Source organism: Streptomyces pilosus (genome assembly GCF_014649835.1).
In the GTDB taxonomy this organism is placed as follows: domain Bacteria; phylum Actinomycetota; class Actinomycetes; order Streptomycetales; family Streptomycetaceae; genus Streptomyces; species Streptomyces pilosus.
Map to the genome: position 1 here is coordinate 124,221 of NZ_BMTU01000003.1, position 26,043 is coordinate 150,263.

Below are 26,043 nucleotides of genomic sequence, written 5' to 3' on the forward strand. Positions count from 1 at the left end.
CAGGACGCACCGGCTCAGTGCCTCAAGTGCGTGAAGTACGGCTGTCACCAGGGGAGTTGCCCCCCGCCCCGGTGTCGTTCGCGACGTCGCAAGATCAGGATTGCCCACCGGATCCGCCGGAACCACCCCGGACGACGCGATTCGCACGCAAGCGTGACGACCGGGCGATAAACCCCAGAACCTCATCGAGGTGACCAGGCACCCTCAGGACCCCCACCGCCCCCAAGCCCCGCAAGGGAGGAAGCGTTACGGCACTTCCCCGCCACCCCGCTCCGCCCCGGCGTGCCGCCCTCCCGGCCCCCTTCCCTTCTTCGAACGCGTGTACGAAAATAGAGTCATGGCCACCACCGACCGGCAGGCCACGACGCTGGCCCTCGCACACGCCCTGTCAGCCGCCGAGCGCGGTCTGGCCGTCATCCCCCTGTCCCGGACGAAACTCCCGGCCCTGCGCTCCCCGCACCGCGACGACCCGCAGCCCGCGGGGCCGCCCTGCCGCGGCGAGTGCGGCCGCTGGGGACACGGTGTCCACGACGCCTCCACCGATCCCTCCCGCATCCGCGCCCTGTTCGCCGCCGCACCCCGCGCCACCGGCTACGGCATCGCCTGCGGCCTCCCCCCGCACCACCTCATCGGCGTCGACCTGGACACCAAGACCGGCACGGACGCCACGGCCGCCCTGCGCGAGCTGGCGCTGCGTCACCTCTTCACCATCCCCGCCACCGTCGTGGTCCTGACCCCGAGCGGCGGCCGCCACCTGTGGCTGAGCGGCCCGCCCGACGTGGTCGTCCCCAACTCCGCCGGCCGCCTCGCCCCCGGCATCGACATCAGGGGCGCCGGCGGCTACCTCGTCGGCCCCGGCTCACGCACCGACCACGGCACCTACACGGCCGCCCCGGGCACCGCGCACCTCCCCCCGGCGGCCTGCCCGCCCGCCCTGCTGCGCCTGCTCCTCCCACCGCCCCGCGCCCACCACCCGACACCCGCATCCACCGGCGGACACGGCCAGGCCCTGGTCCAGTTCGTCCTCGCGGCGCACGAGGGCCAGCGCAACACCCGCCTGTTCTGGGCGGCCTGCCGCGCCTACGAGGACGGCACGGGCCCCGCCCTGGCCGACTCCCTGGCCGACGCGGCACGCGCCACGGGCCTGTCCGAACGCGAGGCCCGCGCGACGATCGCGTCGGCCGCCCGCATGACCGGCCACTGACGCGGCCCCTCCTCCTCCGGCCCGCCCCACCCGTCCGCCCCGCCCCTCCATTCCCCGCCCCGTCCCGTCCCGCCCCGGCGAAAACCGAAAGCGCTGAATGCACCACCGTTCTAAGGTGCCGACCATGGCACTCGCCCGCGTCGTCCTCTCCTCCGGCCGCTCGGTCGACCTCTCCGAGCTGCGCATGTCGTCGACGTACGGCGGACTGCTCGAGGGGTACCCCTGCAAACGCCTCAACGACCTCAGGATCGCCGGACTGCTCCGGTCCGCCGAGCACACCTTCCCCGGCACGCCGGTCCATCTGATCCCGCCGCCGCGCGAGTACCCCGACCAGTACGCGGGTGCCTTCGGCCCGGTGGAGACGCTGCCCGCCGTGACCTGCGTCGGCCGGTTCCGCTCCGAGGCCGTCGACCCGGCCCACGACCGCGTCCTGTACCGCTCCCACCTCACCGTGGTCTGGTTCCAGCCCGCCCCGCACGTCCCGTCGGGCTGTGACGCCGAACCCGCCCTGCGGGACCTCTCCTGGGAACTGCTCGCCACCGACGAGGAGCTGTGACGATGCCCGCCTCCACCACGCCCCGGACCGAGCTGCTCCGCCGGCAGTTCGACCTGACCTGGTCCCTGTTCGAGTACCACCTGGAGCGACTGGAACCGGAGGACTTCCTCTGGGAACCGGGCCCGCTCTGCTGGACGGTGCGCCGCGCCCCCGACGGCACCTGGGTCCCCGACTGGGCGGACACCGAACCGGACCCGGTGCCCGTCCCGACCGTCGCCTGGCTGACCTGGCACATCGGCTGGTGGTGGAGCGTGACGCTGGACCACGCCCGGGGGCACCGCCCCCGGGACCGGACCGAGATCACCTGGCCCGGCGAGGGCCGGGCGACGGTGGAGTGGCTCCGCGGCCTGCGCCGGGACTGGCTCGCCCTGCTGGACGGCATGACCGACACCGGCCTCGACACCCCGGCCTCGTTCCCCTCGCCGGACGACCCGGCGCACACCCGGGCCCACATGCTCGCCTGGGTGAACGCCGAACTGATGAAGAACGTCGCGGAGATCGGCCAGCTCCGCCTGCTGCGGGCCGCCTCCTGAGCGGTTCCCTCACGTGAAGTCGTACACCGACCAGTCGGCGAGCGTGCGGTAACCGAGCCGCTGGTACAGGGCGTTGCTGGCGGGGTTGGACCGGTCCGCGAACAGTACGACGTCCCGCGCGCCCGTCCCCAGCGCGGCCCGGCTGACCTCCGCCGTCACGGCACCCGCGTACCCCCGGCCGCGCAGGTGGGCCGGGGTGTGGACGACGTCCACCTGCACCTGGCCCCCGATCAGCGGATTCATCCCGGCGACGGCGACGGGCGTGCCGTCCGGGGTCTCCCACAGCGTGTAGCGCTTGTCGGCGTACCGGCTCTCCTGCCACGTGCCGACGTCCCAGCCGACCTCCTCGCCCACCGCCTCGGCGAACTGCCGGCACCAGTGCGCGGCTTCCGCCACGTCGTCCTCGCCCAGCACGCGCGCCCGCCCGGCCGGCGGCGGGTCCGGCGGGGTGAGCGTGCCGAGCCGGTACAGCCGCAGCCGCGTGTCCCGCATCCCCGGTGCCGCGCCGGTACGCCGCCGCCAGGCCTCGGCGAACACGGTGGCGCTGTCGTGGTCCGCGCTGACCGAGGGCAGGGAGGGCAGGACGGCGGCCAGACGATCGGCGAGGCCCGCCGCCCGCCCCTCCGTCAGCGGGCTGACGCACATCCCGCGCCCCGGCAGCCGGTAGAACGTCCCCTCCACCTCGCCCGCCCGCTCCAGCACCCCGAAGAGGACGCCTTCGCCGCCGAACGCACCCGCTCCCCGCCTGCGCACCCGCTCCGCCCACGTCAACTGCATGACGTGCACGCCGGGCCGTGCCCGCAGGAAGTCCCCGGCCCGCCCGAGGAAGGCGTCGACATCGCCGGTCAGGTACCAGCCATCAGATCCCATGCCCCCACCCTGCCCCACCGCCTCCCGCCGCGGGGTGTCCCCGTCTCCTCCCGCCCGTCAGCGCCTCCGGCGCCAGGCCAGGACGATCCCGACGGCGGCCAGCACGCCCACCACGCCGACGAACCAGGTCGGCATCACCTCGAGCCCCTTGTACGCCAGCGGAACAGCCATGGACGTCACCCTCCTCCGAAGCAAGCACGTACGGAACGGCCCCCGACCAACTACCCGGTCCGCGAGCCTTTCTGCACCGCTGTCAGGAGTTCGTCCTCCGGTCCGCCACCGGGTGGACCACCCTCCCGCGCAGGACCGCACCGGCACACGCCAGAACGACGGCGAGACCCCCCGCCAGGCAGACGAGCACGCTGACCGACAGCGGGACGCGCTCCACCGTCGCACCGTCGGCGTAGACACAGGCGCTGCGAAGAGGCCAGTACTCCTGCACGACGCCCTCCAGCGCGGCTCCGGAGAGGTTCCGGTCCTCGCACAGTCCGGGAAACGGCCCTCCCAACAGGGCGGAGAGCAGGCCGTAGCAGTACACGGCTGCCGCCGAGGACCCGGAGAACAGGGCGAGCACGGCACAGAGCCTGCTCAGAGCCAGGGGTGGGGTGTTCAGCATCAGCACGACGGTCACGACGCTCGCCCCCGCGGTGGCCAGCCCGGCGAACAGCAGCATCCCCAGCAGAGGCACCGGCACCGTGCCCCCTCCTCACCCGCCCGCGAGTGCGGCACGCCACCCGCCCACGGGAACGGCCCCCGACCGGACATCCGGGCCGGGGGCCGTTCCCTCTGCTCTCAACGCGGAGGCGGTGGGATTTGAACCCACGGTGACATCGCTGCCACGACGGTTTTCAAGACCGTTCCCTTCGGCCGCTCGGGCACGCCTCCCCGCGCCTGCCGGTGATCGACGGCGCGGGGACAAGGGTAACGGGTTCGGGGTGTGCGGGTGCGGTCAGCTGTCGCCCACGCGGGAACCCAGGGTGAGTTCCGTGGTGCGCTCCTTGCCGTCGCGTTCGTAGGTGATCGTGACCTCGTCGCCCGGCTTATGGGTCCAGATCTCGCCGATCAGGGTCGGGCCGGAGTCGATGACGCGGTCGTCGAGCTTGGTGATGACGTCGCCGGGCTCGAGGCCGGCCTTGTCGGCGGGGCCGCCGGGGTCGACGGGCTCGGAGCCGCCCGCGCCCTCCTCGGTGATCTTCGCGCCGTCCGCCCCCTCCTCCAGGGACACCGACGCGCCGATCTTCGCGTACACCGGCTTGCCCGTCTCGATGAGCTCCTGGGCGACGTACTTGGCCTGGTTGATCGGGATGGCGAAGCCGAGGCCGATGGAGCCGGCCTGGCCCGTGCCGAAACCGCCGTTGCTGGTGGACTGGATCGCGGAGTTGATGCCGATGACGTTGCCCTGCGCGTCCAGCAGCGGGCCGCCGGAGTTGCCCGGGTTGATGGACGCGTCGGTCTGCAGCGCGCTCATGTAGGAGGCCTGGCTGCCGCTGCCGTCGCTGGAGGCCACCGGGCGGTTCTTCGCGCTGATGATGCCCGTCGTCACCGTGTTGGACAGGCCGAAGGGCGCGCCGATGGCGATCGTCGAGTCGCCGACGGCCACGTCGTCGGAGTTGCCGAGGGTGAGCGGCTTCAGGTCGGAGGGGGCGTCGTCGAGCTTGATGACCGCGACGTCGTACCCCTGCGCGTGGCCGACGACCTCGCCCGCGTACTTCTTGCCGTTCGGGAAGGTCGCCGAGACCTTGCCGCCGTCGACGGCCTCCGCCACCACGTGGCTGTTGGTGACGATGTGGCCCTGGGTGTCGAAGACGAAGCCGGTGCCGGTGCCGCCCTCGCCGCTGCTGCTCTGGGCCTCGATGGTGACCGTGCTCGGCAGCGCCTTGGCCGCCACGGCGGCGACCGTGCCCGGGTCGCGCTTCACGTTGCCGCCGCTGGTGGACGACGACACGGTCGTCGAGCCGCTGCTGTCGTTCTCCCTGGCCAGCGTGTAGCCGAGACCGCCGCCCAGGCCGCCCGCGACCAGCGCGGCCACCAGGACCGCGGCGATCGTGCGGCCGCGTCCACCGCCGTTCTTCGGCGCCGGCGGCTGGTACGAGGCGCCCCAGCCGCCGTGTCCGGCACCCCCGTCGCCGTACGACGGGGTGGCGGGCGGCGGGGGCGGGGGCCAGGCGGGGTCGGGCACGGACGAGGCGTGGGCCCCGGTGCCGGCGTGCGGGCCGCCCGGTGCGCCGCCCCGGGCGGCGGGATCCTGGTGCGCGTCGCCGGCCGGGGTGTCCTGCGGACCGTATCCCTGCGGGGCTGCCGGGTACGGGGCCGCTCCCGGGTCCGGGTGGCCCTGGTGCGCCGAAGCAGCGGGAGCATCCACCGGCGCGGACGGCGGTGCCGACGGGGCCGGGGGTACCGCTTTGCCCTCGTTCTCGGTGCTCACAGCTTCACTCCTCGATCCACGGCTGTTGTCTCCCGGTCGCACTCGGTCCCGCTCGTGCACGTACGTCCACGGGTCCGGTGCGAGGCAGCTGTGCTTGTCCCTTTGTATGACGTCAGCTTTTCCCACGGGCCGTCAGGGCACCATAAGCCGTTCCTGTGGGTCCGGGGCCATTCTTTATATAGGGCATTACTCACGTAAGGCGCGCCACCCGATGCCTCCGACCGGACGTCCACACCGTTCCCACCACTCCGGGCACACGTCTACCCGGTCACGGTGGCACCATGACGCGGTGACCCACGCACGGCAGCACCAGCCCCGAGTCGTCGCGCACCGCGGGGCCTCCGAGGACGCCCCCGAGCACACCCTGGCCGCCTACCGCAAGGCGATCGAGGACGGCGCGGACGCGCTCGAATGCGACGTACGCCTCACCGCCGACGGCCACCTCGTGTGCGTGCACGACCGCCGGATCAACCGTACGTCCAACGGGCGCGGCGCGGTCTCGGCGCTCGAGCTCTCCGACCTCGCCGCCCTGGACTTCGGCTCCTGGAAGAGCCGCGACCCCTCCGGCGGTCCGCGCGTGGAGGAACCCGACTGGGAGCACCGCCCGGAGGACCGGGAGGCCACCTCCGTGCTCACCCTGGAACGGCTGCTGGAACTCGTCTCCGACGCCGGGCGCCGGGTCGAGCTGGCGATCGAGACCAAGCACCCGACGCGCTGGGCGGGGCAGGTGGAGGAGCGGCTGCTGCTCCTGCTGAAACGGTTCGGGCTCGACAGTCCCGCCGCCCCCGAGGACTCGACGGTGCGCGTGATGAGCTTCTCCGCGCGCTCGCTGCACCGGGTGCGGGCCGCGTCGCCGACGCTGCCGACGGTCTACCTGACCCAGTTCGTCACGCCGCGCCTGCGCGACGGGCGGCTGCCCGCCGGCGTGGAGATCGCGGGGCCGTCGATCCGCATCGCCCGCAGCCACCCCGGTTACATCGAGCGCCTGAAGGAGTCCGGCCACCAGGTGCACGTGTGGACGGTGGACGAGGCCCGGGACGTCGACCTGTGCGTGCGCCTCGGGGTGGACGCCATCATCACCAACCGCCCCCGCGCGGTCCTCGACCGGCTCGGCCGCTGACCGCGCGATGATCCTTTCTTGTCACTTCCGCCCCATCCGCCCCAGGAAATACCCGCCGATGTCTTGACCTGGGGCTGCGGCCGGGCGCATCCTCACTTCTCGGCCACACCGAAGAATTCCAGCCACACGGTTACGGGGAGTGCTCCGGCGCGTTCGGTGCGTATTCGATCGTTTCGAGTGCGTCACCCCTCATGGATTGGCCGGTTTCCGGTTCAGGCCAATGGGGCATCCACACCGTGGCGTGGGCGAAGGAGGTCTCGGGGGTGGCGTTGGTGGTGGCACAGGAGGTGCCCGCGTCGTCGAGCATGGCCGTTCCCCATGGCCCTGCGGGCGTGGGGAAGGCGAGGCACCGGATGCGCACGCAGCTGCGTGACGGGGGCGTCGCGGACACGGTCATCGACGATGCCGTACTCATCCTTTCCGAGCTGTTGAGCAACGCGTGCAAGCACGGCCGGCCCCTGGGCGACGTGCCGGCCGGGGACGGCGACGTGCGGGCCGCCTGGCGGGTGGACCCGTGCGGGCGGCTCGTCGTCGAGGTCACGGACGGCGGCGGTCCGACCCGCCCGGCGCCGGCGACCCCGTCGGTCACGGCGCACGGCGGGCGGGGGCTGAACATCATCACCGCGCTGGCCGACGACTGGGGTGTGCGCGACGAGGTGCCGGGTGAGGTCACGGTGTGGGTCGTCGTCCACCAGGACGTGTACGACCCGGACGCGCGGGCCGCGCACCGGCGCGAGGACTTCGCGGCACGCGTGACGGCCCCGCCGGTCACCCGCATCACGGGGCTGGACTTCGCGGACGTCTTCGACGACCTGGGCTGAGGACGGCCCGAGCTGAGGACGGCCCGGCCCGGGCTGAGGGCGACCCGGCGTGGGCACGACCCCGGCGGGGAACGGCCGGGTCCGGTCGGCCCGCGCGCCCGGCCACGGCCCGCCCCGTTGTCCACAGGTTCCCGCCGGTCGGGGCGCGAACGGCTAGGCTCGCGCCCGTACGAGACGAGCCGTAACCGGGAGACACCCACGATGGCCAAGAAGCGACCCCAGACGAAGGCCAAGCGCCCGCAGCTCACGGACGGGCAGATCCCGGTCGTCGGCGCCCGCGAGCCCTGCCCCTGCGGCAGCGGCCGCCGCTACAAGGCGTGCCACGGCCGTGCCGCCGCGCACGCCGTGACCGAGCTGGTGCACCGCCCGTTCGAGGGCCTGTCCGGCGAGTGCGACTGGGTGGCGCTGCGCGAGCTGGTGCCGGCCGCCACCGTAGGGCTGACGCTGAAGGACGGCCTGCCCGAGGGCGTCCCCTCGGTGACCCTGGCCACGGTGCTGCCGATGGCCTGGCCCGCCCTGCGCCGCGACGACGGCTCGGTCCTGCTCGGCCTGCAGAACGACACCTCCTCCGGTGACATCAGCCGCGATCTGGCCGACACCCTGCAGCGCGCGCTCGCCGCCGACCCGGGCACGCCGGTGCAGGCCCGGCGCGCGCCCGCCGACGGCCCCCGGCTCCAGGACCTGCTGGATCCCGACGGTGCCTTCGAGCCCGTGGTGCACAGCGGCTTCGAGTTCTGGGTCCCGGACCCGGAGAACGCCACGCCGGACGTCACCGCCTCCCTGGAGCGGGCCAACGCCGCGGCCATCCCGACCGTCAAGCTGTCGGGCGTGGACTCCGCGTACTGGTGCGAGACCCCTGAGAAGAACCACCTGCGGTGGGTCATGCCGTACCCCGAGGAGCAGCTTCTGGACGCTCTCGCGCGGCTGCACGCGGCGGGCCGTTCCTCCCTCGGCGAGGGCACCCGTCTCGTGGGCTCCTTCCGCGCTCACGGGCTCACCGTGCCGGTCTGGGACCTGCCCAGCGGGGTCGGGGCCGACGACGTGGAGAAGCCGGCCGCCGAGTTCGCCGAGCGGCTCACCGCCGCGCTCGCCGAGGAGACGCCGCTCACCGCCGACGAGCGCCGTGCCCGCGGTGGTCTGACGAACCGCCAGGTCACCCTCAGCTGAGACGCCCGCGCGCCGAGGGGTTCCGCCGGCGGCCCGCCCGGCGGAACCGCCGGGTCGCTCCTCGGCCGCCGGCGCACAACTCCCCTCGCGGACAAGCCAGTCGGTGACCGGAAAGCCGAGTTCGAATTTGCGAACCGCCGATCTCTTGTTACCGTTCCATTAGCCCGGTTGCTGGTGCATCCCCCGTCGCCAGCAACCGGGTCTTCGTGTGTCGGCCGCCGCTCACGCAGCGCGACCGCCGGCCCACCGGTCGTCCCCGCCGGTCAGCCGGCCGGCCTCGTCCACGACCGCCCGCCCGGGTGCGTCAGTTGCTGCCGGAGCGCAGCAGCAGCCGCCCTCCCGGTGTGCGGTCCGCGAACTCCGCGACCACCGTGTACCGCGCGAACCCTCCGGTGCCGCGCTCGCGCGGGGTCTCGCACCGGGCGGGCTCGTCCCCGGTGTCCAGCGCGCAGTGCGTCAGCGGGGTCCTGCCGTCCGGCCCCAGGAGGCTCAGCGCGACGGCCCGTTCCTCACCGCTGGCGTTGCGGCAGTAGGTCCGGTAGGTCCGTGCCCGGACCATGTCACCCTGGGCCACCACGCAGGTCTGCGCCTCGATGCCGTCGGGGGAGGAGAGCGCGGGGCCGCAGCGGAGGGCGGTGGAGCCGTGCGGACCGGACGGTGAGGGGCCGACGCCGGACGGCGTCCGCGCCGTGCCGTCACCGGGCGCGCCGGACTCCCCGGAGGAAGGGGGCTGGGCGTCGTGCGGCCGGCGGTCCGGGCCCGTGGGTTCCGTCCCGGGTGGCGGCGCGACCGCGCAGGCCGCGACGGTGGCCATGACGGCACCCGCGAGGGCGAGCAGGGAAGCTCTTCGGGCAGCCCGGACGCGGTCCCCGGCATGACGCGACATGCCCCGGGAAGACAGCGTCCCGGGGCGGCGGGCCGGCACCGCGCGCGCCGGTCCGGATCACATCTCGGGCGCGCTCACGCCCGTACGGGTGAGGGCCTCGACCACGGCGTCCACCACCGCTTCGACACCGGGCACCCAGGGCGAGGCGGAACCGGGCAGCGGCGCCCGCTCCCAGCGGACCCCGCCCTGCGCCGTCTCGGACGGGGGCAGGGCGAGATAGCCGCCCTCGCCGTGGAAACGGAGGGAGCCGGGGACGAAGTCCTTGGCGTACAGCAGCTCGCCGAGCTGTTCCATGGAGTACGGCCGCACCAGGATCGACCAGCGGTCGGGCGAGGCGACGACCGGCCCCAGCCGCATGCCGCTGTGGTCGAGGGCGGCGAGGGCAAGCGCGGCCGGCACGGCGGGCAGCGACACCGCGCACGGAGCCCTGCCACCGGTGGCGAGGATGATCGGCGCCGCCGGCCGGTTGCCCCACCACCAGCGCACCATGCGCGCGTCGGTGGTGGCGGCGAGGAGGCCGGGATCGAACGGGTGGGCGCCCGGCACTGTGCACTCGGGGTCGGGGCAGCCGCAGCGGGACCGGCCCTGCGGGTCGGCCGCCACGCCGGGGAGTACGGGCCACTGCCACTGCGCCGCGTAGGTCAGGGCCGCGCCGATCAGCTCGGGCCCCCCGTCGCCGCGCCGGGACAGGAGCCTGCGTCGCCTTCCGAGGATCTCGCGCATGAGCGCTCGTTCCTTTCCGTTGCACGCCTGGCAACACCGTGGTCCAGATCACGTCATGTGTCGATCACTTCACTGTGCGTACCTGTTGGCGCATCACACCCCCGCGCCGGGCAGGGGTAACCCCTCCGGGCCGAGCATGGGCTGCCTCCGCGGCCGTTCCACCCGTACTGCGTCTATCAGAAGTGCGGGCGTGGCGTGGGGGTGGCGAAGTCTGGCGTTTACCGTCGCGCGTGGTTCTCTCCGCCTCCGCCACGGGAGGATGGGGCACGGTCGTCGGTGGTTAAGACGCCCGGGTCCGTCGCCAGGTTCCCGAGCGGTTCCCAACCACCCCTGGCCTTCACCGAGTACGTACCCATCACGACCGCTGTGACGCTTCCGTCGAGCAAGGCCAGTCGACCGCAATATGCCTCCCCCTGAGGCAGTTTCAAGCCAACTTCGCTTTTCGGCAAGGGGTCTGCCGCGAGTTCCCTTCGACCTCACGGACACCAGTAATCCCAGCAGGACAATGCTGGACATCTCCTCACGAGTACGTGTACATGTGGAGACACTGCCGGCGACGCAGAATGACATGGGGGTTTGCGATGCTTTCGAGCAGTACGTACCGGTCGGAAAGCCGGACGCCATGAACGCCCCGCACCCGTCGAAAGTGGCCGGAATCGATTCGACGGTTCCCGCACCCGCACACACTGTCGCGTCCGTCACGGGTACCTCTCCTGTCCCGGCGGCAAACCCCCAGACCGCACCGGGCGCGCTGCTCCAGGACCGTCTCGCCGGCTGGGTCTCCGACCTCACGACCCTCCACGAGCTGACGGAACGCCTGGTCCGCGCGGCCACCCTCGACGAAGCGCTCCGCGAGCTGCTCCGGGCGGGAGCCGCCCTGGTCGGCGCGCGCCGCGGTCTCATGGCCCTGGAGCCCGCCGACGGGCTCGGCCCGGCCACCACCGTGGGTCTCGGGCTGGCCCAGGCGGACCTCGGGCACATCGAGACGGTGCCCCGCGGTTCCCTCTCCCACGGCAGGATCCTGGACGGCCTGCCCGGCGCCGACGACGGCATCAGCGAGCCCGACCTGTTCGCCGAGAAGGGACTGGACCCCCGCCACCGCGAGGTCGCCGCCCGCCTCGGCTACGCCGCCAGCTTCGCCCTCCCCCTGACCACCGCTGCCACCGGACGCCTGGGCGCCGCGGTGTGGCTGTACGACGATCCGGCCGCACCGTCGAAGCGGCAGCGCCACCTCGTCGGCCTCTACATCCGCCAGGCCGCCGAGCATCTGGGCCGGCTGCTGGAACTCGAACGCACGCGCGCGTCCATGGCCACGATGACCGAGGAACTGCTGCCCTCCCGCCTCCCCCGGGTCGCCGGCGTCCAGCTGGCCGCGCGGCACCGCACGTCCCCGCGCGGCGGCGGCGACTGGTACGACGCGCTGCCGCTGCCGGACGCGGCCCTCGGTCTCGCCGTCGGGTCCGTCACCGGGTCGGGTCCCAGCGCGGTCGCGGCGATGGGCCGGCTGCGGGCGTCGCTGCGGGCGTACGCCGTGATGGAGGGCGAGGACCCGGTCGCCGTCCTGTCCGACCTGGAGCTGCTGCTCCGGCTCACCGAGCCCGCCCGGTCGGCCACCGCCCTGTTCGGCTACTGCGAGCCCGCCCTGCGCCGGATCACGCTCGCCGGGGCCGGGCACAGTCCGCCGCTGCTGCTCGGGGACCGCCGCACGGAGTACGTCGAGACGTCGGTCTCCGCCCCGCTCGGCATGCTCGCCTGCTGGGAGGCGCCGAGCGTGGAGGTCCAGGCGGAGGCGGGGGAGACGGTGCTGCTCTACACCGACGGGCTGCTGCACCGCACCGGCGACCCGACCGACCGGGCCTTCGCCCGGCTGCACGCCGCGGCGGCCGGAGTGCCCACCGCCCTGCGCCGGGATCCCGGCGCCGTCGCCGACCACGTGCTGCGCGCGGTGCTGCCGGAGGGGGCCGACACCGCGGACTCCTCGGAGGACGTGGTGCTGCTGGCGGCCCGGTTCGACTAGCGGCCTTACCCGGAGCCACCCCGGGGCGGAGCGCCGCTGCCCCGGCGGAAACACCGTGCGTCCCGGTGCCGGGCGGAGGACCGGTGCGCCCGCCGTCCGCACCCCCGCCCCCTCCGGTCCTCTCGCGTGCGCCGCCGGTAACAGGTGCTGCGCCGGTTCGTCCGTTTCCGCCCGACCGTACGATGGGGGTGGTCCAGTGCCGTATCGAGGAGGATGACCGTGGCCGAGGAGCTGCCGGAGACCCCGGAGACTGCCGAGGAAGAGCCCGTCAAGCAGCGCAAGAACGGCCTGTACCCGGGCGTGTCGGACGAGCTGGCCGAGAACATGAGGAGCGGCTGGGCCGACACCGAGCTGCACGACCTGGAGCCGATCGCGCAGGCCGCCGAGACCGCCGCACGCCGCGCGGCGCTGTCCGCCCGCTTCCCGGGCGAGCGTCTGGTCGTCCCCGCGGGCAACCTGAAGACCCGCTCCAACGACACCGAGTACGCCTTCCGCGCCTCGGTCGAGTACGCCTACCTCACCGGCAACCAGACGGAGGACGGCGTCCTCGTCATGGAACCCACCACCGACGGGCACCAGGCGACGATCTACCTCCTGCCGCGCTCCGACCGTGAGAACGGCGAGTTCTGGCTGGACGGCCAGGGCGAGCTGTGGGTCGGCCGCCGCCACTCCCTCACCGAGGCCGGGAAGCTCTACGGCATCCCCGCCTCCGACGTGCGCGAACTCGCCGGTGCGCTGCGCGAGGCCACCGGCCCGGTCCGCGTGGTGCGCGGCCACGACGCCGGGATCGAGGCGGCGCTGACCGACAAGGTCACCGCCGAGCGCGACGAGGAACTGCGCGTCTTCCTCTCCGAGATGCGGCTGGTCAAGGACGACTTCGAGGTCGGCGAGCTGCAGAAGGCCGTCGACTCCACCGTCCGCGGCTTCGAGGACGTCGTGAAGGTCCTGGACAAGGCCGAGGCGACCAGCGAGCGCTACATCGAGGGAACGTTCTTCCTGCGCGCCCGTGTGGAGGGCAACGACGTCGGTTACGGCTCCATCTGCGCCGCCGGCCCGCACGCCTGCACGCTGCACTGGGTCCGCAACGACGGCCCGGTCCGCTCCGGCGACCTGCTGCTGCTCGACGCGGGCGTGGAGACGCACACGTACTACACGGCCGACGTCACCCGCACGCTGCCGGTCAACGGCCGCTACAGCGAGCTGCAGAAGAAGATCTACGACGCCGTGTACGACGCCCAGGAGGCCGGTATCGCGGCCGTGCAGCCGGGCGCCAAGTACCGCGACTTCCACGACGCCGCCCAGCGCGTACTGGCCGAGCGGCTCGTCGAATGGGGTCTGGTCGAGGGTCCGGTCGAGCGGGTGCTGGAGCTCGGGCTGCAGCGCCGCTGGACGCTGCACGGCACGGGTCACATGCTCGGCATGGACGTCCACGACTGCGCCGCCGCGCGGACCGAGACCTACGTCGACGGCACCCTGGAGCCCGGCATGGTGCTCACCGTCGAGCCGGGCCTGTACTTCCAGGCGGACGACCTGACCGTGCCCGAGGAGTACCGGGGCATCGGCGTCCGCATCGAGGACGACATCCTCGTCACCGAGGACGGCAACCGGAACCTGTCGGCGGGGCTGCCCCGCCGGTCGGACGAGGTCGAGGCGTGGATGGCGGGCCTGAAGGGCTGAGCCACCGCACGACGACCGCACGGCCGGGTACGCGCTCGCGTGTCCGGCCGTCGCCGTACCGAGGGGACGGCGGCGCTACACCGCGACGAGCGGGGCGTCCTCGCGCCACTTCAGGATCTTGTCGAAGCTCACCACCGCGCCGCCCCGGCCCGGCTTGTTGCCGAAGTGCACGTGGTCGGCCAGCTCCTGGATGAGGCACAGGCCCCGGCCGCTCTCCGCCTCGGACGGTGCCGGACGGACCGGCGGCCGGGGCCGGCCGCCCGCGGCGGGAAATCCGGGGCCCGCGTCGGTGACCTCGATGCGGCACTTCTCCCCGTCGAGATAGGCGGTCACCCGGAACGCCTCCGACGTGCAGCCCCGCGCGGTGTCCCCGCCGTGCTCCACCGCGTTCGCGCAAGCCTCGCTCAGGGCGACGGAGAGGTCGTAGGAGACGTCGGGGTCGACGCCCGCGGTCTCCATGGTGCCGAGCAGCAGGCGCCGGGCGAGCGGCACACTGGCGGCATCGCGCCGCAGATGGAGTGACCACCAGATGCTCATGCTCCAGCCTCCTGGCTGCGGCTCGACGTACCGTTACGTATTGCCCTGAGTACTCACTTGTAAGCGTGAAGTTGACGTGACTCCGCCCATATGGCGGATGTGACGCGGTACCGACCGGTGTATGTGGTGCGGCTCGTGGCAGAGGCGACCTTCCGGTTGTACCTCATCTTGCGGACCTGCCGTACGGCGGCCGGGACGCCGGTGCGATGATGAGGCCGCCATGTCTGCCCCCCATCCGCACACGGTGCGCTCCGGACGAGGTCTCCGGATCCTGCGGGCCGCGGTGTTCGCCGCGGTCTGCGTCGTGCTGGCCGGGGCAGGCCACACCCTCGCCTCCCGCACCGCCGTCCCGCTGTGGACGCTGGTCGCGGGATTCCTCGGCGCGGTCGCCCTCGCCGCTCCGCTCGCCGGACGCGCGCGTTCCCTGACCGGGATCGCGGCGACGCTGGCGCTCGGCCAGACGGCACTGCACGTCCTGTTCGGTCTCGGACAGCACGGCGCACCCGCCACGGGTCCGTCGTCCGCGCTGTCCGACGCCGCGCTGGTCGAGCGGGCCGCACGGCTGCTGTGCGGCACCAGCGCGGCGGGGATCAGCCCGGCACGGGCCGAGCGCGTCCTCACCGACGCGGGGATCCACCCCGGCGGGCCGGACGCCCACGCGGCGGACGCCCTGGCGGCCGGCCCGGGTTCACCCGCGGCCCTGCTGCCGTCGCTGCCCATGCTGCTCGGCCACCTCCTCGCGGCTCTCGCCGCGGGGTGGCTGCTGCGCCGGGGCGATCTGGCCCTGCTGCGGCTGACCGAGCTGTCCGCGCACGGTGTCGCCGAGGCCACCCGCGTACGGTCGCTCCGTGCGGCGCTCGCCCTGGTCCGGGCCCTGCGCGCCGGTCTCCCGGGAGCACCGCAGGAGGCTCCGCGCCGGGCGCGTACCGCTCTGCTCGCGGCTCCCGTGCCCCGGAGCCCCGCGCTCCAGCACACGGTGATCCGCCGGGGCCCGCCCGCCACCGTCACCGCACTCGCTCTCGCCGCCTGACGCGGGGCGACCGCCACCTCCGCCACCTCCGGGGCATCGGGGCCTTCCGGCCTCCGGGCTTCCGGCCTCCGGGCTTCCGGCCTCCGGGCTTCCGGCCTCCGGGCTCCGGGCTCCGGGCTCCGGGCTTGAGCCTCGGGGCTTTTGGGTGAGGAGAGGCGACGCCCGCGTGCGGCCCGCGCGCGTGCGTCCGTCGCCCGTGTGCGTCCGGGGCCCCCGTCATGAGGGCGGCCCGCCGGCCGCTCCCGCGGCACGTCCCTCACCGTCAGCGAAACCTCGATCGAAGCGGAGTGCTTCTCGTGAAGGCTTCTCGTATCGCCGCCACCGCCGCCGTCGCCGGTGCCACCGTCCTCGCCCTGTCCTCCCCCGCCCTCGCCCATGTCAGCGTGCAGCCCGAGGGCGAAGCCGCCAAGGGCGGCTACGCGGTCCTCGGCTTCAAGGTCCCCAACGAGCGGGACAACGCCTCGACCACCAAGCTCGAGATCAACTTCCCCGCGGACCACCCGCTGGCCTCCGTGATGCCGCAGCCCGTCGAGGGCTGGGACATCCAGGTCACCAAGTCCAAGCTGGCCGAGCCGCTCGAGATGCACGGCAAGAAGATCAACGAGGCGGTCACCAAGGTCACCTGGACCGCCAAGGGCGGCGGCATCGGGCCGGGCTTCTTCCAGAAGTTCCCGGTGTCCGTCGGCACCCTGCCCGAGGACGCCGACGAGCTCGTCTTCAAGGCCCTGCAGACGTACTCCAACAAGGAGGTCGTCCGCTGGATCGAGGTGCCGCAGAAGGGCCAGGAGGAACCGGACCACCCGGCTCCCGTGCTCGCCCTGTCCGCCGCCACCGGGGATCACCACGGCGCCTCCGGCGACGCCAAGGCATCCGGCTCCGACTCCGCCTCGGCCGAGAAGGCGTCCGCCCAGACGTCCGCCTCCTCCGACGAGGGCGACTCCGGCGGCACGGACACCACCGCCCGGGTCCTCGGCGTCGTCGGCATCGTGATCGGCGTGGCGGGCGTCGCCTACGGCGTGCTCGCCGGGCGCCGGCGCACCACCGCCTGATCCCCCACCTCTCCACCCGGCGCGCCGGGCCGTCCGCCGCCCCGCGGCGGCCCGGCGCGCGCCCGGCACTCACTTCCAGGAACCATCCATGCGCAAGAAGACCTTCGCGGCGGCGGCCCTGCTCGCCGCCGCCTCCCTCAGCCTCTCCGCCTGCGGCAGCGGGAACAACGACGGCGGCGACCCCGTGGCCGTGGTGTCCGAGGAGCCCGGCGCCGAGAAGGCGGCCACCGTTCTGGACAAGCCGTTCGAGAAGCCCGACCTCGTCCTGACCGACACGCAGGGCAAGGAGTACGACTTCCGCGCGAAGACCGCGGGACGGCCCACCCTCGTCTACTTCGGCTACACGCACTGCCCCGACGTCTGCCCGCTGACGATGAACAACCTCGCCGTCGCCAAGAAGCAGCTCCCCCAGGACCAGCAGGACAAGCTGCGGATCGTGTTCGTCACCACCGACCCCGAGCGGGACACCTCCGCCGCGCTCGGCACCTGGCTCAAGGGCATCGACTCCCAGGTCGTCGGTCTGACCGGCGACTTCGCCACCATCCAGGCCGGGGCCCGCACCCTCGGCATCACCATCGACCCGCCGCGCAAGGACGACAAGGGCAAGACCGTCTCCGACCACGGCACCCAGGTCATCGCCTTCTCCCCGAAGACCGACGGCGGTTACGTCCTCTACGGCGAGGACGCCACCGTCGACGACTACACCGCGGACCTCCCGAAGCTCATCAAGGGCGAGAACCCGTGAGGCGCCTGACGGCGGCGGCCCTGGCCGTCGCCGGGGCGCTGACGCTGGCCGGATGCGGCGGCTCCGGAGGCTCCGGCGGCGGGGCGGACCTGTCCGTGGACTCCGCCTACATGCCGCAGCCGGTCTCGGACATGGCCGCCGGCTTCCTCACCATCACCAACGACGGTGACACCGGGGACCGGCTGACCTCGGTCACCAGCGACCTCGGCGAGGTCACCGTGCACGAGACGGTGGACGGTGCCATGCAGGAGGTCGAGGCACTGGACATCCCGGCCCACGGCAGCCTGGTGCTGGAGAGCGGCGGCAACCACCTGATGTTCGAGCAGCTGAAGCAGCGGCCGAAGCAGGGCCAGAAGGTGGCCGTGGAACTGCGCTTCGACCGCTCCGACCCCGTCACGGTCGAGATCCCGGTGAAGCCCGCCACCTACACCCCGAAGACCGGACACTGAGGGAGACACCCCTGTGACCCAGACCATCGCCCCCCGCGTGCGCACCCTGGTGCTGCTGTTCCTGGCCGTCACCGGCGCGCTCCTCGCCGGGGCCGCTCCCGCGTCCGCGCACGCCGCGCTGACCGGCAGCGACCCCGGGCGCGGGGCGGTGGTCGCCACGGCCCCCAGCCAGGTCTCGCTCACCTTCTCCGAGCCGGTCGCCGTCGGCGACGACGCGGTGCGGGTGCTCGACCCCAAGGGCACGCGGGTGGACAAGGGCGACCCGGCCAACCCGAGCGGCACCACCTACACCGTGCGCCTGCTCAGCGGGCTGCCCGACGGCACCTACACCGTGGCCTACCAGGTGGTGTCCGCGGACAGCCATCCGGTCGCCGGTGCCTTCACCTTCTCCATCGGCGCCCCGTCCGAGACATCCGTCTCGGTCTCCGCCCAGGGGTCCGACGACGGCCCGGTCGGCTGGCTGTACGCCTTCGGCCGGTACGTGTCCTACGCCGGGTTCGCCGTCATGGCCGGCGGTGCCGCCTTCGTGCTCGCCTGCTGGCCGCGCGGCTCCGGGGTGCGGGCGGTGCAGCGGCTGGTCGTCTCCGGATGGGTGGCACTCACCGCGGCCACACTCGGGCTGCTGCTCCTGCGCGGCTCCTACACCACCTCGGGAAGGCTCGGCGACGTCTTCGACCTCTCGCTGCTCGGGGACGTGCTCCAGACCAAGACGGGCGCGGCACTGGTCTCCCGGCTGCTGCTGCTCGCCGCGGCGGCGCTGTTCATCGCCGTGCTGTTCGGCTCCCACGACAAGCGGGACGACGAGGAGAAGCGGGATGTGACCTTCGGTCTCGCGATCGGCGGCACGGTCGTGGCGTCCGGTCTGGCCGCGAGCTGGGCGATGTCCGAGCACGCCTCCCAGGGGCTCCAGCCCGGTATCGCCATGCCGGTCGACGTGGTCCACCTGCTGGCCGTCGCCGCCTGGTTCGGCGGGCTGACCGCACTGCTCGTCGCGCTCTTCAGGGCACCCGCCGAAACGCCGGTCGGCCGGGACGCCGTCCGGCGGTTCTCGCGACTGGCCTTCGGCAGCGTGATCGTGCTGGTCGTCACCGGGATCTACCAGAGCTGGCGGCAGCTCGGCTCCTGGTCGGCGTTCACCGACACCCGCTACGGGCAGCTGCTGCTCGTCAAGCTCGGGCTCGTGGCGCTGCTGGTCGGTGTCGCCTTCTTCTCACGGCGGTGGACGGCCCGGCTGGCGCAGGCCCCCGCGGCAGCCGTGTCCACCCCGGGGGCCGAGGCCGCCGACTCCGGGTCCGCCCAGAAGGCCTTGTCCACCGACGCCGGGTCCGCCCAGGAGGCCGCGCGCCCGGAGAAGGCGGTCGTTTCCACCGAGAAGGCACTGTCCACCGACGCCGGGTCCGCCGAGAAGGCCGCGTCCGCCGATGCCGGGTCCGCCGAGAAGGCAGGCACCGGTACGGCCGGGCCGGAGCGGTCCGGCGTCCGGACGTCCGGCGCTCCCCAGGCCGGGGTCACCGCCGGACGGACCGGGACGGCCGCGGACACCGGGGAGGCGAAGGCCGGGGCCGGAGGGGCGGACGGCGCGGGCTCCGCGCGGGCCGCTCAGCTCGCCCGGCAGCGGGCCGCTGTCGAGAACGCCCGGCAGAAGCGCCTGCGGGACGCCGACCCCCACCGCACGGGGCTGCGCCGTTCCGTGCTCGCCGAGGCGGGCATCGCCGTCGTCCTGCTCGCCGTCACCACCGTGCTGACGCAGACCGAGCCGGGGCGCACGGAACAGGAGGCCCAGGCGGCCGGTGCTTCCTCCTCGGCCTCCACCTCGACCGGCCAGGGCACCGGCGCGGTGACCCTGAACATGCCCTTCGACACCGGCGGCGCCAACGGCAAGGGCGTCGTCACGATCGACCTCGATCCGGCCGGCGTCGGGAACAACACCACGCACCTCTATGTGGAAGGCCCGGGCGGCCGTCCCCTCGACGTCCCCGAGGTGGCGATCGCCTTCACCCTCTCCGCCCAGGACATCGGGCCGCTGCCCGTCGTCCCCGACCGCGTCTCCCCCGGACACTGGTCGGCGAGCGGGGTGCAGCTCCCCATGGCGGGCGACTGGAAGGTCGAGGTGACCGTGCGCACCTCCGACATCGACCAGGTGACCGTCTCGAAGAACACGCAGATCGGCTGAACCACCATGGCTGACCATTCCATTCCGCAGGTCCGTACCCCGCAGGCGCTCCCGGAGGAGCCTGTCGTCCGGACCACAGGGGCCGGCATTTCCCGCCGTCGGCTGCTGGGCACGGCGGGTGCCACGGGGCTCGTCCTCGGAGCTGCGGGCGGGGCCGTGGGGCATGCCTCGGCGCCCGCGGCGGCCACCCCGTTGTCCTCGGTGGGCGACAACCGCGTGCCGTTTCACGTGAAACATCAGCCCGGCATCACCCAGCCCCTCCAGGCCCGGGGCCATCTCATCGCCTTCGATCTCGCCCCCGGCGCCGGTCGCAAGGAAGCGGCCGCCCTGCTGCGCCGCTGGTCGGACACGGCTCGCCGGCTGATGGCGGGCGAGCCGGCGGCCCAGGGTGACACCGATGTGGCCCGTGACGCCGGACCCTCCTCGCTGACCCTCACCTTCGGTTTTGGTCACAGCTTCTTCGGGCGTACCGGACTGCAGAAGCAGCGCCCGGTCTCCCTGGACCCGCTGCCCGACTTCTCCTCCGACCGGCTCGACAAGGCCCGCAGCAACGGCGACCTGTGGGTGCAGATCGGCGCGGACGATGCCCTCGTGGCCTTCCACGCCCTTCGTGCCGTCCAGAAGGATGCCGGCTCGGCGGCCAGGGTGCGCTGGCAGATGAACGGGTTCAACCGGTCCCCGGGCGCCACGTCCCATCCCATGACCGCCCGCAACCTGATGGGCCAGGTCGACGGCACGCGCAATCCCAAGCCCGCCGACTCCGACTTCGACCAGCGGATCTTCGTACCGGAGAAGGGGGAGCCCGCCTGGATGGCGAACGGCTCCTATGCCGTCGTCCGCCGTATCCGCATGCTGCTGGACGACTGGGAGCAGTTGTCGGTCACGGAGCAGGAGCAGGTGATCGGGCGCCGGAAGTCCGACGGGGCACCGCTGTCCGGAGGCGGCGAGACGTCCGCCATGGATCTGGAGAAGACCGACGCCGAGGGTGCTCTCGTGGTCCCGTTCAACGCCCACGCGAGGATCACGCGTCCCGATCAGAACGGTGGCGCGGCGATGCTCCGCCGCCCGTTCTCGTATCACGACGGGATCGACTCGGACGGGGTCCCGGACGCGGGTCTGCTGTTCATCTGCTGGCAGGCGGATCCACTGCGCGGGTTCGTGCCGGTGCAGCGCAAGCTGGACCGGGGCGACGCACTGACCCCGTTCATCCGTCACGAGGCGAGCGGGCTGTTCGCGGTCCCGGGCGGCGCGGCGGAGGGAGAGTATGTGGGTCAGGCGTTGCTGGAGGGGTGAGAACGGCCCCGAGTCGCCCCTGAGGGCTTTCCGGGAGTGTCCGTCGGCGGAGGCCCATTAGGGTGAGGACATGCCAGCGAGCTATGCGTATCTCGGCCCAGAGGGCACCTTCACCGAAGTGGCCCTGCGTACCCTTCCCGAGGCGGCGACCCGTGAGCTGATCCCTTACGTGTCCGTGCAGTCCGCGCTCGACGCGGTGCGGGTCGGCGAGGCGGAGGCCGCTTTCGTCCCCATCGAGAACTCGGTCGAGGGCGGCATCACCACCACCCTTGACGAGCTCGTCGCGGGTACCCCGTTGATGATCTACCGCGAGGTCCTGCTGTCGATCACCTTCGCGCTGCTGGTGCGGCCGGGCACCAAGCTGTCGGACGTCAAGACGGTCACCGCCCACCCGGCGGCCCAGCCGCAGGTGCGCAACTGGCTGAAGACGCACCTCCCCGACGCCGTCTGGGAATCGGCCGCCTCCAACGCCGACGGTGCGCGCCTGGTCCAGGAGGGCCGCTACGACGCGGCCTTCGCCGGAGAGTTCGCGGCGGCCCGGTACGGCCTGGAGCCCCTGGAGACGGGGATCCACGACGCGGAGAACGCGCAGACCCGGTTCGTCCTGGTGGGTCGCCCCGCCCGGCCGGCCGCGCCCACCGGCGCGGACAAGACCTCCGTGGTGCTCTGGCAGCGCGACGACCATCCCGGCGGCCTGCGCGATCTGCTGGGCGAGTTCGCCACGCGCGGCATCAACCTGATGCTGCTCCAGTCCCGGCCCACCGGCGCCGGGATCGGCAATTACTGCTTCTGTGTGGATGCCGAGGGGCACATCTCGGACCGCCGGATGGCCGAGGCGCTGATGGGGCTGAAACGGATCTGCCTCCAGGTGCGCTATCTCGGTTCGTACCCGCGTGCGGACGTACGTCCGGGAGAGGTGCGGCCCCCGTTCCCCGGGACGTCCGACGAGGAGTTCGTGGGCGCGGCGGACTGGGTGGCGCGCTGCCAGGACGGCCGGTTCTGAGGCCGGAGGCGTTCAGCCGGCAGCCCGGTCCTACCTGCTGATTGTCGTTGTCCACAGGAGTTATCCACAGGCTCGCTTCTCGACCTGGGGACAAGTCGACACCGACGGGCCGTTCCGTCGACAAATCGCCCTTCAGGGCATGATCGCGTTCATCGTTCCGCACCTCACCCTTCGTCCACCCTTTTCCTTTGGTCAACCCTTTGGGGCGAACTCTTTCCCCTCAAAGGTGGGGATAGAGGGGGTTTGTACGGGGAATCCACGGTGCCGACCGGGCTTTTCGGAGTGATCAATTCCGGAATCCACAGATCTTCCCCACACCCTGTGGATAACTTTCCGGAAAGCGGGGCCACCTGTGGACAACCGGGCCCAAGTGCCGCCTCACGCAAGGGACTCCGGTCAACCGACGGCGACGGAGTGACCCGTTCAAGGTGATCACGCCGCTCGATTCAGCCGGGGGACGCACAGGGCATTTCACCCATAACGCGACGTGACGTGTCCCTCCGCAATAGTGAGTCGTGGGCCGTCATCCCGCACCGGTAGCCTTGACCGCGTGATTGACCTTCGCCTGCTCCGTGAGGACCCCGACCGTGTGCGTGCGTCGCAGCGCGCCCGTGGAGAGGACGTCGCGCTCGTCGACGCCCTCCTGTCTGCCGACGAACGGCGCAGGTCGTCCGGCGTCCGCTTCGACGAGCTCCGCGCCGAGCAGAAGGCGCTCGGCAAGCTCATCCCCAAGGCGGCCGGCGACGAGAAGGCCGAGCTGCTGCGCAAGGCCGAACAGCTCAAGGCCGACGTGAAGGCCGCCGACGCCGAGCGGGACGCGGCCGACGCCGAGACGCAGGAGCTGCTGTCCAGGCTGAGCAACCTCGTCCACCCCGACGTGCCCGTCGGCGGCGAGGAGGACTTCGTCACGCTGGAGACGCACGGCAGCATCCGCGACTTCGGCGCGGAGGGCTTCGAGCCCCGGGACCACCTGGAGCTCGGCCACCTCCTCGGCGCCATCGACGTCGAGCGCGGCGCCAAGGTCTCCGGCTCGCGCTTCTACTTCCTCACCGGTGTCGGTGCCCTGCTGGAGCTCGCCCTGGTGAACGCGGCGATCGCCCAGGCCACCGCGGCCGGCTTCACGCCGATGCTCACCCCGGCCCTGGTCCGCCCCCAGTCGATGGCGGGCACCGGCTTCCTCGGCCAGGCCGCGCAGGACGTCTACCACCTCGAGAAGGACGACCTGTACCTGGTCGGCACCTCCGAGGTGCCGCTGGCGGCGTACCACATGGACGAGATCATCGACGCCGACCGGCTGCCGCTGCGCTACGCGGGCTTCTCGCCCTGCTTCCGCCGTGAGGCCGGCTCGCACGGCAAGGACACCCGGGGCATCTTCCGCGTACACCAGTTCGACAAGGTCGAGATGTTCTCGTACGTCGCCCCGGAGGACTCCCAGGCGGAGCACCAGCGCCTGCTGGAGTGGGAGAAGCAGTGGCTGACCTCGCTGGAGCTGCCGTTCCGCGTGATCGACGTCGCCTCCGGCGACCTGGGTTCCTCGGCCGCGCGTAAGTACGACTGCGAGGCGTGGGTCCCGACCCAGGGCAAGTACCGCGAGCTGACCTCGACCTCGGACTGCACCGAGTTCCAGTCGCGCCGGCTGTCGATCCGGGTCCGCGAGGACAAGAAGGTGCGCCCACTGGCCACGCTCAACGGCACGCTGTGCGCCGTACCGCGCACCATCGTGGCGATCCTGGAGAACCACCAGCAGGCCGACGGCTCGGTCCGCGTGCCGGAGGTGCTGCGTCCGTACCTGGGCGGCCGGGAGCTCCTGGAACCGGTCGCCAAGTGAGCGCGGCCTTCCCCTACGGGCTCGTCGCCACCGACCTCGACGGCACGCTGCTGCGGGACGACCACTCGGTCTCCCGCCGCACCCGTGACGCGCTCGCCGCGGCCACCGCGGCGGGCGCCGCCCACATCGTCGTCACCGGCCGCGCGGTGCCCTGGACCCGTCCCATACTCGACGACCTCGGCTACACCGGACTGGCCGTCTGCGGTCAGGGCGCACAGGTGTACGACGCCGGAGCCCACCGGCTGCTGACGTCGGTGACGCTGGACCGCCAGCTCGCGGGAGTGGCACTGGCCAAGATCGAGGCGGAGGTCGGCCCGCTGTACCTGGCGGCCAGCCGCGACGGGCTGGAGGGCGAGGTGCTGGTCGGTCCCGGGTACGAGGTCCACGGCGCGCTGCCCTCGATCCCCTTCACGGACGCCTCCGACGTGTGGGCCGCGCCCCTGAACAAGCTGTACATCCAGCACCCGGACCTGACCTCCGACGAGCTCGCCGAGGCGGCCACCCGCACGGCGGGGGGTTTCGTCACCGTCACCATGGCGGGTGAGGGGATCGTCGAGCTGCTCCCGCTCGGCCTGTCGAAGGCGACGGGACTGTCGCTGGCGGCACGCCGGCTGGGTGTGAAGGCGGCAGGCACGATCGCCTTCGGCGACATGCCGAACGACCTCCCGATGTTCGCCTGGGCCGGACACAGCGTGGCCATGGCCAACGCCCACCCGGACCTGCGGGCGGTGGCCGACGAGGTGACGGCCTCCAACGAGGAGGACGGCATCGCGGTGGTGCTGGAGCGGTTGCTGGGCTGACGCCCGGCGTCGCGCGGAGGATGCACGGATCGAACGTGCGCGGGCTCTCGGACCCGACCGTGGCTCGAACGGAGCCAGTGCCTTACCTCTCGGCCAATCCTCCGGGTGGGGCGGCCCACGCGACGAAGGCGCGCGTGCTCGAAGCGGCCGCCCCGGGCAGCTCCCGTGCGGGCGGACTCGACGGAGCAGTAGGGATTACTCCGGAGCCCGCCGCGGGCTGCCCCGCAGGGAGCAGGACGTGATGCCGTGCATGGACATCGTCCCCGCTCCTCTCCCGGTACAGGACGCCGGACGATCCCGGCGTTGCGGACAACCCTCACTCTGCCCGCCGGACGAACGGGGCGCCACCGAATAAGAACGGGTGGCGCCGCCGCCACGCCGGGCGACGCCGCCACCCGTCCGGCGGACGGCGGCGCCTCACTCCTCGCCGGCGAGCGTCAGCGTGCGCAGCTTCTGGCCCGCGTACCAGGTGGCGAGCACGGTGACCGCGGCGAGCAGCACCGTCGCGGTCGTCAGGCTCACGTCCGAGGTGACCAGGTCACCGCCGGAGACCTTCTGCGCCACGGCCAGCGCCCACTGCTGGACGCTCAGCGTGCGCGCGCCGGGCACCAGGGAGCCGAACAGCGCCTCCCAGACCAGCGCGTAGACCAGCCCGAAGACCACCGCGTGCCGCGAGACCGTGCCGAGCAGCAGGAAGAGGGCGGCGTAGGCGATGGAGGCGACCAGCGCGGCCACCGTGTAGGCCACGGCGACCTGCTGGCCGTTGCCGTTCAGGACGAAGCCGGCGATCAGGGTCGGGACCGCCGAGAACACCATGGTGACGGCGACCGCGACGATCAGCTTGGTGTAGATGATCGTGGGCCGCTTGATCGGCTTGGAGAGCAGGTACACCACCGAGCCGTCGTCGATCTCGGGACCGATCGCGCCGGTACCGGCGATGACGCCGATGATCGGCACCATGGTGGCGAGCGCCAGTCCGCCCAGCACGTCGGCGGCGGTCTGGTCGTCGGCGCCGGCGAGCGCGCGCACCGCCAGGGAGATCGCGATCAGCAGCAGGGGCAGCGCGCCCAGGATGAGAGCCCGGCGGCGGCCGAGCAGGGCCCGGTAGGTGAGCCGGGCGACTGTGGGGTCGTACAT

The 26,043-nt window shown here is 72.8% G+C and carries 23 protein-coding genes, 2 tRNA genes and 1 pseudogene; 17 read left to right on the plus strand and 9 right to left on the minus strand.

Annotated elements, in window-relative coordinates:
* Nucleotides 1–337 precede the first annotated feature (337 nt).
* The 3 genes from IE118_RS08870 to IE118_RS08880 all read left to right on the plus strand — a co-directional run bounded on the left by IE118_RS08870 (nt 338) and on the right by IE118_RS08880 (nt 2,293).
* Complete coding sequence (locus IE118_RS08870) at nt 338–1,204, plus strand: bifunctional DNA primase/polymerase (protein WP_189557175.1); 867 nt, start codon at nt 338–340, stop codon at nt 1,202–1,204.
* A 124-nt stretch (nt 1,205–1,328) separates the two neighbouring features.
* Nucleotides 1,329–1,760 (plus strand): hypothetical protein, encoded by a 432-nt coding sequence (locus tag IE118_RS08875; protein ID WP_189557177.1) that lies wholly within the window; start codon nt 1,329–1,331, stop codon nt 1,758–1,760.
* A 2-nt stretch (nt 1,761–1,762) separates the two neighbouring features.
* Complete coding sequence (locus IE118_RS08880) at nt 1,763–2,293, plus strand: DinB family protein (RefSeq protein ID WP_189557179.1); 531 nt, start codon at nt 1,763–1,765, stop codon at nt 2,291–2,293.
* A gap of 9 nt (nt 2,294–2,302) precedes the next feature.
* On the opposite strand, the gene IE118_RS08885 is transcribed toward IE118_RS08880, so the two are convergent.
* From IE118_RS08885 to IE118_RS08900, 4 genes are all read right to left on the minus strand, one after another.
* Entirely contained in the window at nt 2,303–3,163 is an 861-nt protein-coding gene (locus IE118_RS08885; protein ID WP_189557181.1) for a GNAT family N-acetyltransferase, read from the minus strand.
* Nucleotides 3,164–3,416: 253 nt separating this feature from the next.
* Nucleotides 3,417–3,857, minus strand: a complete 441-nt coding sequence (locus IE118_RS08890; RefSeq protein WP_189557183.1) for a hypothetical protein — start codon at nt 3,855–3,857, stop codon at nt 3,417–3,419.
* Between the two features lie 104 nt (nt 3,858–3,961).
* Nucleotides 3,962–4,048: transfer RNA gene (locus tag IE118_RS08895), tRNA-Ser, on the minus strand.
* Nucleotides 4,049–4,112: 64 nt separating this feature from the next.
* The gene (locus IE118_RS08900; protein WP_189557185.1) at nt 4,113–5,588 is read right to left on the minus strand and encodes a S1C family serine protease; all 1,476 of its coding nucleotides are present in this window, start codon (nt 5,586–5,588) and stop codon (nt 4,113–4,115) included.
* A 289-nt stretch (nt 5,589–5,877) separates the two neighbouring features.
* Here IE118_RS08900 and IE118_RS08905 point away from each other — a divergent pair, with 289 nt between their 5' ends.
* The 3 genes and pseudogenes from IE118_RS08905 to IE118_RS08920 all read left to right on the plus strand — a co-directional run bounded on the left by IE118_RS08905 (nt 5,878) and on the right by IE118_RS08920 (nt 8,696).
* Entirely contained in the window at nt 5,878–6,708 is an 831-nt protein-coding gene (locus tag IE118_RS08905; protein WP_189557187.1) for a glycerophosphodiester phosphodiesterase, read from the plus strand.
* Nucleotides 6,709–6,885: 177 nt separating this feature from the next.
* Nucleotides 6,886–7,529, plus strand: a pseudogene (locus tag IE118_RS08915) (ATP-binding protein).
* 201 nt (nt 7,530–7,730) lie between these two features.
* Nucleotides 7,731–8,696 carry a DUF5926 family protein gene (locus IE118_RS08920; protein WP_189557188.1) on the plus strand — a complete coding sequence of 322 codons (966 nt, stop codon included), beginning with the start codon at nt 7,731–7,733 and terminating at the stop codon, nt 8,694–8,696.
* 304 nt (nt 8,697–9,000) lie between these two features.
* Here the strand turns inward: IE118_RS08920 and IE118_RS08925 are convergent, their stop codons facing one another.
* Together IE118_RS08925 and IE118_RS08930 are read right to left on the minus strand one after the other, a co-directional pair.
* Complete coding sequence (locus IE118_RS08925) at nt 9,001–9,510, minus strand: hypothetical protein (protein WP_229846726.1); 510 nt, start codon at nt 9,508–9,510, stop codon at nt 9,001–9,003.
* A 129-nt stretch (nt 9,511–9,639) separates the two neighbouring features.
* A complete protein-coding gene (locus IE118_RS08930; RefSeq protein WP_189557192.1) occupies nt 9,640–10,305 on the minus strand; it encodes a bifunctional DNA primase/polymerase in 666 nt (221 codons plus the stop codon).
* Nucleotides 10,306–10,810: 505 nt separating this feature from the next.
* Here IE118_RS08930 and IE118_RS08935 point away from each other — a divergent pair.
* A complete protein-coding gene (locus tag IE118_RS08935; protein WP_189557194.1) occupies nt 10,811–12,322 on the plus strand; it encodes a PP2C family protein-serine/threonine phosphatase in 1,512 nt (503 codons plus the stop codon).
* A gap of 219 nt (nt 12,323–12,541) precedes the next feature.
* Nucleotides 12,542–13,999 carry an aminopeptidase P family protein gene (locus IE118_RS08940; protein ID WP_189557196.1) on the plus strand — a complete coding sequence of 486 codons (1,458 nt, stop codon included), beginning with the start codon at nt 12,542–12,544 and terminating at the stop codon, nt 13,997–13,999.
* A 75-nt stretch (nt 14,000–14,074) separates the two neighbouring features.
* On the opposite strand, the gene IE118_RS08945 is transcribed toward IE118_RS08940, so the two are convergent.
* Nucleotides 14,075–14,536 (minus strand): ATP-binding protein, encoded by a 462-nt coding sequence (locus IE118_RS08945; RefSeq protein ID WP_189557199.1) that lies wholly within the window; start codon nt 14,534–14,536, stop codon nt 14,075–14,077.
* Nucleotides 14,537–14,756: 220 nt separating this feature from the next.
* Here IE118_RS08945 and IE118_RS08950 point away from each other — a divergent pair, with 220 nt between their 5' ends.
* From IE118_RS08950 to IE118_RS08990, 9 genes are all read left to right on the plus strand, one after another.
* On the plus strand, nt 14,757–15,566 hold the full coding sequence (locus tag IE118_RS08950; RefSeq protein ID WP_189557200.1) for a hypothetical protein: 810 nt from the start codon (nt 14,757–14,759) through the stop codon (nt 15,564–15,566).
* A 296-nt stretch (nt 15,567–15,862) separates the two neighbouring features.
* Nucleotides 15,863–16,615: a YcnI family copper-binding membrane protein gene (locus tag IE118_RS08955; protein WP_189557202.1), complete on the plus strand. Its 753-nt coding sequence runs from the start codon at nt 15,863–15,865 to the stop codon at nt 16,613–16,615.
* Nucleotides 16,616–16,703: 88 nt separating this feature from the next.
* Entirely contained in the window at nt 16,704–17,360 is a 657-nt protein-coding gene (locus IE118_RS08960) for an SCO family protein (RefSeq protein WP_189557204.1), read from the plus strand.
* Complete coding sequence (locus IE118_RS08965; protein ID WP_189557206.1) at nt 17,357–17,809, plus strand: copper chaperone PCu(A)C; 453 nt, start codon at nt 17,357–17,359, stop codon at nt 17,807–17,809. The genes IE118_RS08960 and IE118_RS08965 overlap by 4 nt, the downstream gene beginning before the upstream one ends.
* Before the next feature lie 13 nt (nt 17,810–17,822).
* Nucleotides 17,823–19,982 (plus strand): copper resistance CopC/CopD family protein, encoded by a 2,160-nt coding sequence (locus IE118_RS08970; RefSeq protein WP_189557208.1) that lies wholly within the window; start codon nt 17,823–17,825, stop codon nt 19,980–19,982.
* 6 nt (nt 19,983–19,988) lie between these two features.
* Nucleotides 19,989–21,275, plus strand: a complete 1,287-nt coding sequence (gene efeB / locus IE118_RS08975; RefSeq protein WP_189557210.1) for an iron uptake transporter deferrochelatase/peroxidase subunit — start codon at nt 19,989–19,991, stop codon at nt 21,273–21,275.
* Between the two features lie 70 nt (nt 21,276–21,345).
* Nucleotides 21,346–22,278: a prephenate dehydratase gene (gene pheA / locus IE118_RS08980; protein WP_189557212.1), complete on the plus strand. Its 933-nt coding sequence runs from the start codon at nt 21,346–21,348 to the stop codon at nt 22,276–22,278.
* 550 nt (nt 22,279–22,828) lie between these two features.
* Nucleotides 22,829–24,106: a serine--tRNA ligase gene (gene serS, locus IE118_RS08985; protein ID WP_189557214.1), complete on the plus strand. Its 1,278-nt coding sequence runs from the start codon at nt 22,829–22,831 to the stop codon at nt 24,104–24,106.
* On the plus strand, nt 24,103–24,906 hold the full coding sequence (locus tag IE118_RS08990) for an HAD family hydrolase (protein ID WP_189557215.1): 804 nt from the start codon (nt 24,103–24,105) through the stop codon (nt 24,904–24,906). Before serS ends, IE118_RS08990 begins: the two co-directional genes overlap by 4 nt.
* Nucleotides 24,907–24,920: 14 nt before the next feature.
* Here IE118_RS08990 and IE118_RS08995 read toward each other — a convergent pair.
* Together IE118_RS08995 and IE118_RS09000 are read right to left on the minus strand one after the other, a co-directional pair.
* Nucleotides 24,921–25,009, minus strand: a tRNA-OTHER gene (locus IE118_RS08995).
* 314 nt (nt 25,010–25,323) lie between these two features.
* Nucleotides 25,324–26,043: an ABC transporter permease subunit gene (locus tag IE118_RS09000; RefSeq protein WP_189557217.1), complete on the minus strand. Its 720-nt coding sequence runs from the start codon at nt 26,041–26,043 to the stop codon at nt 25,324–25,326.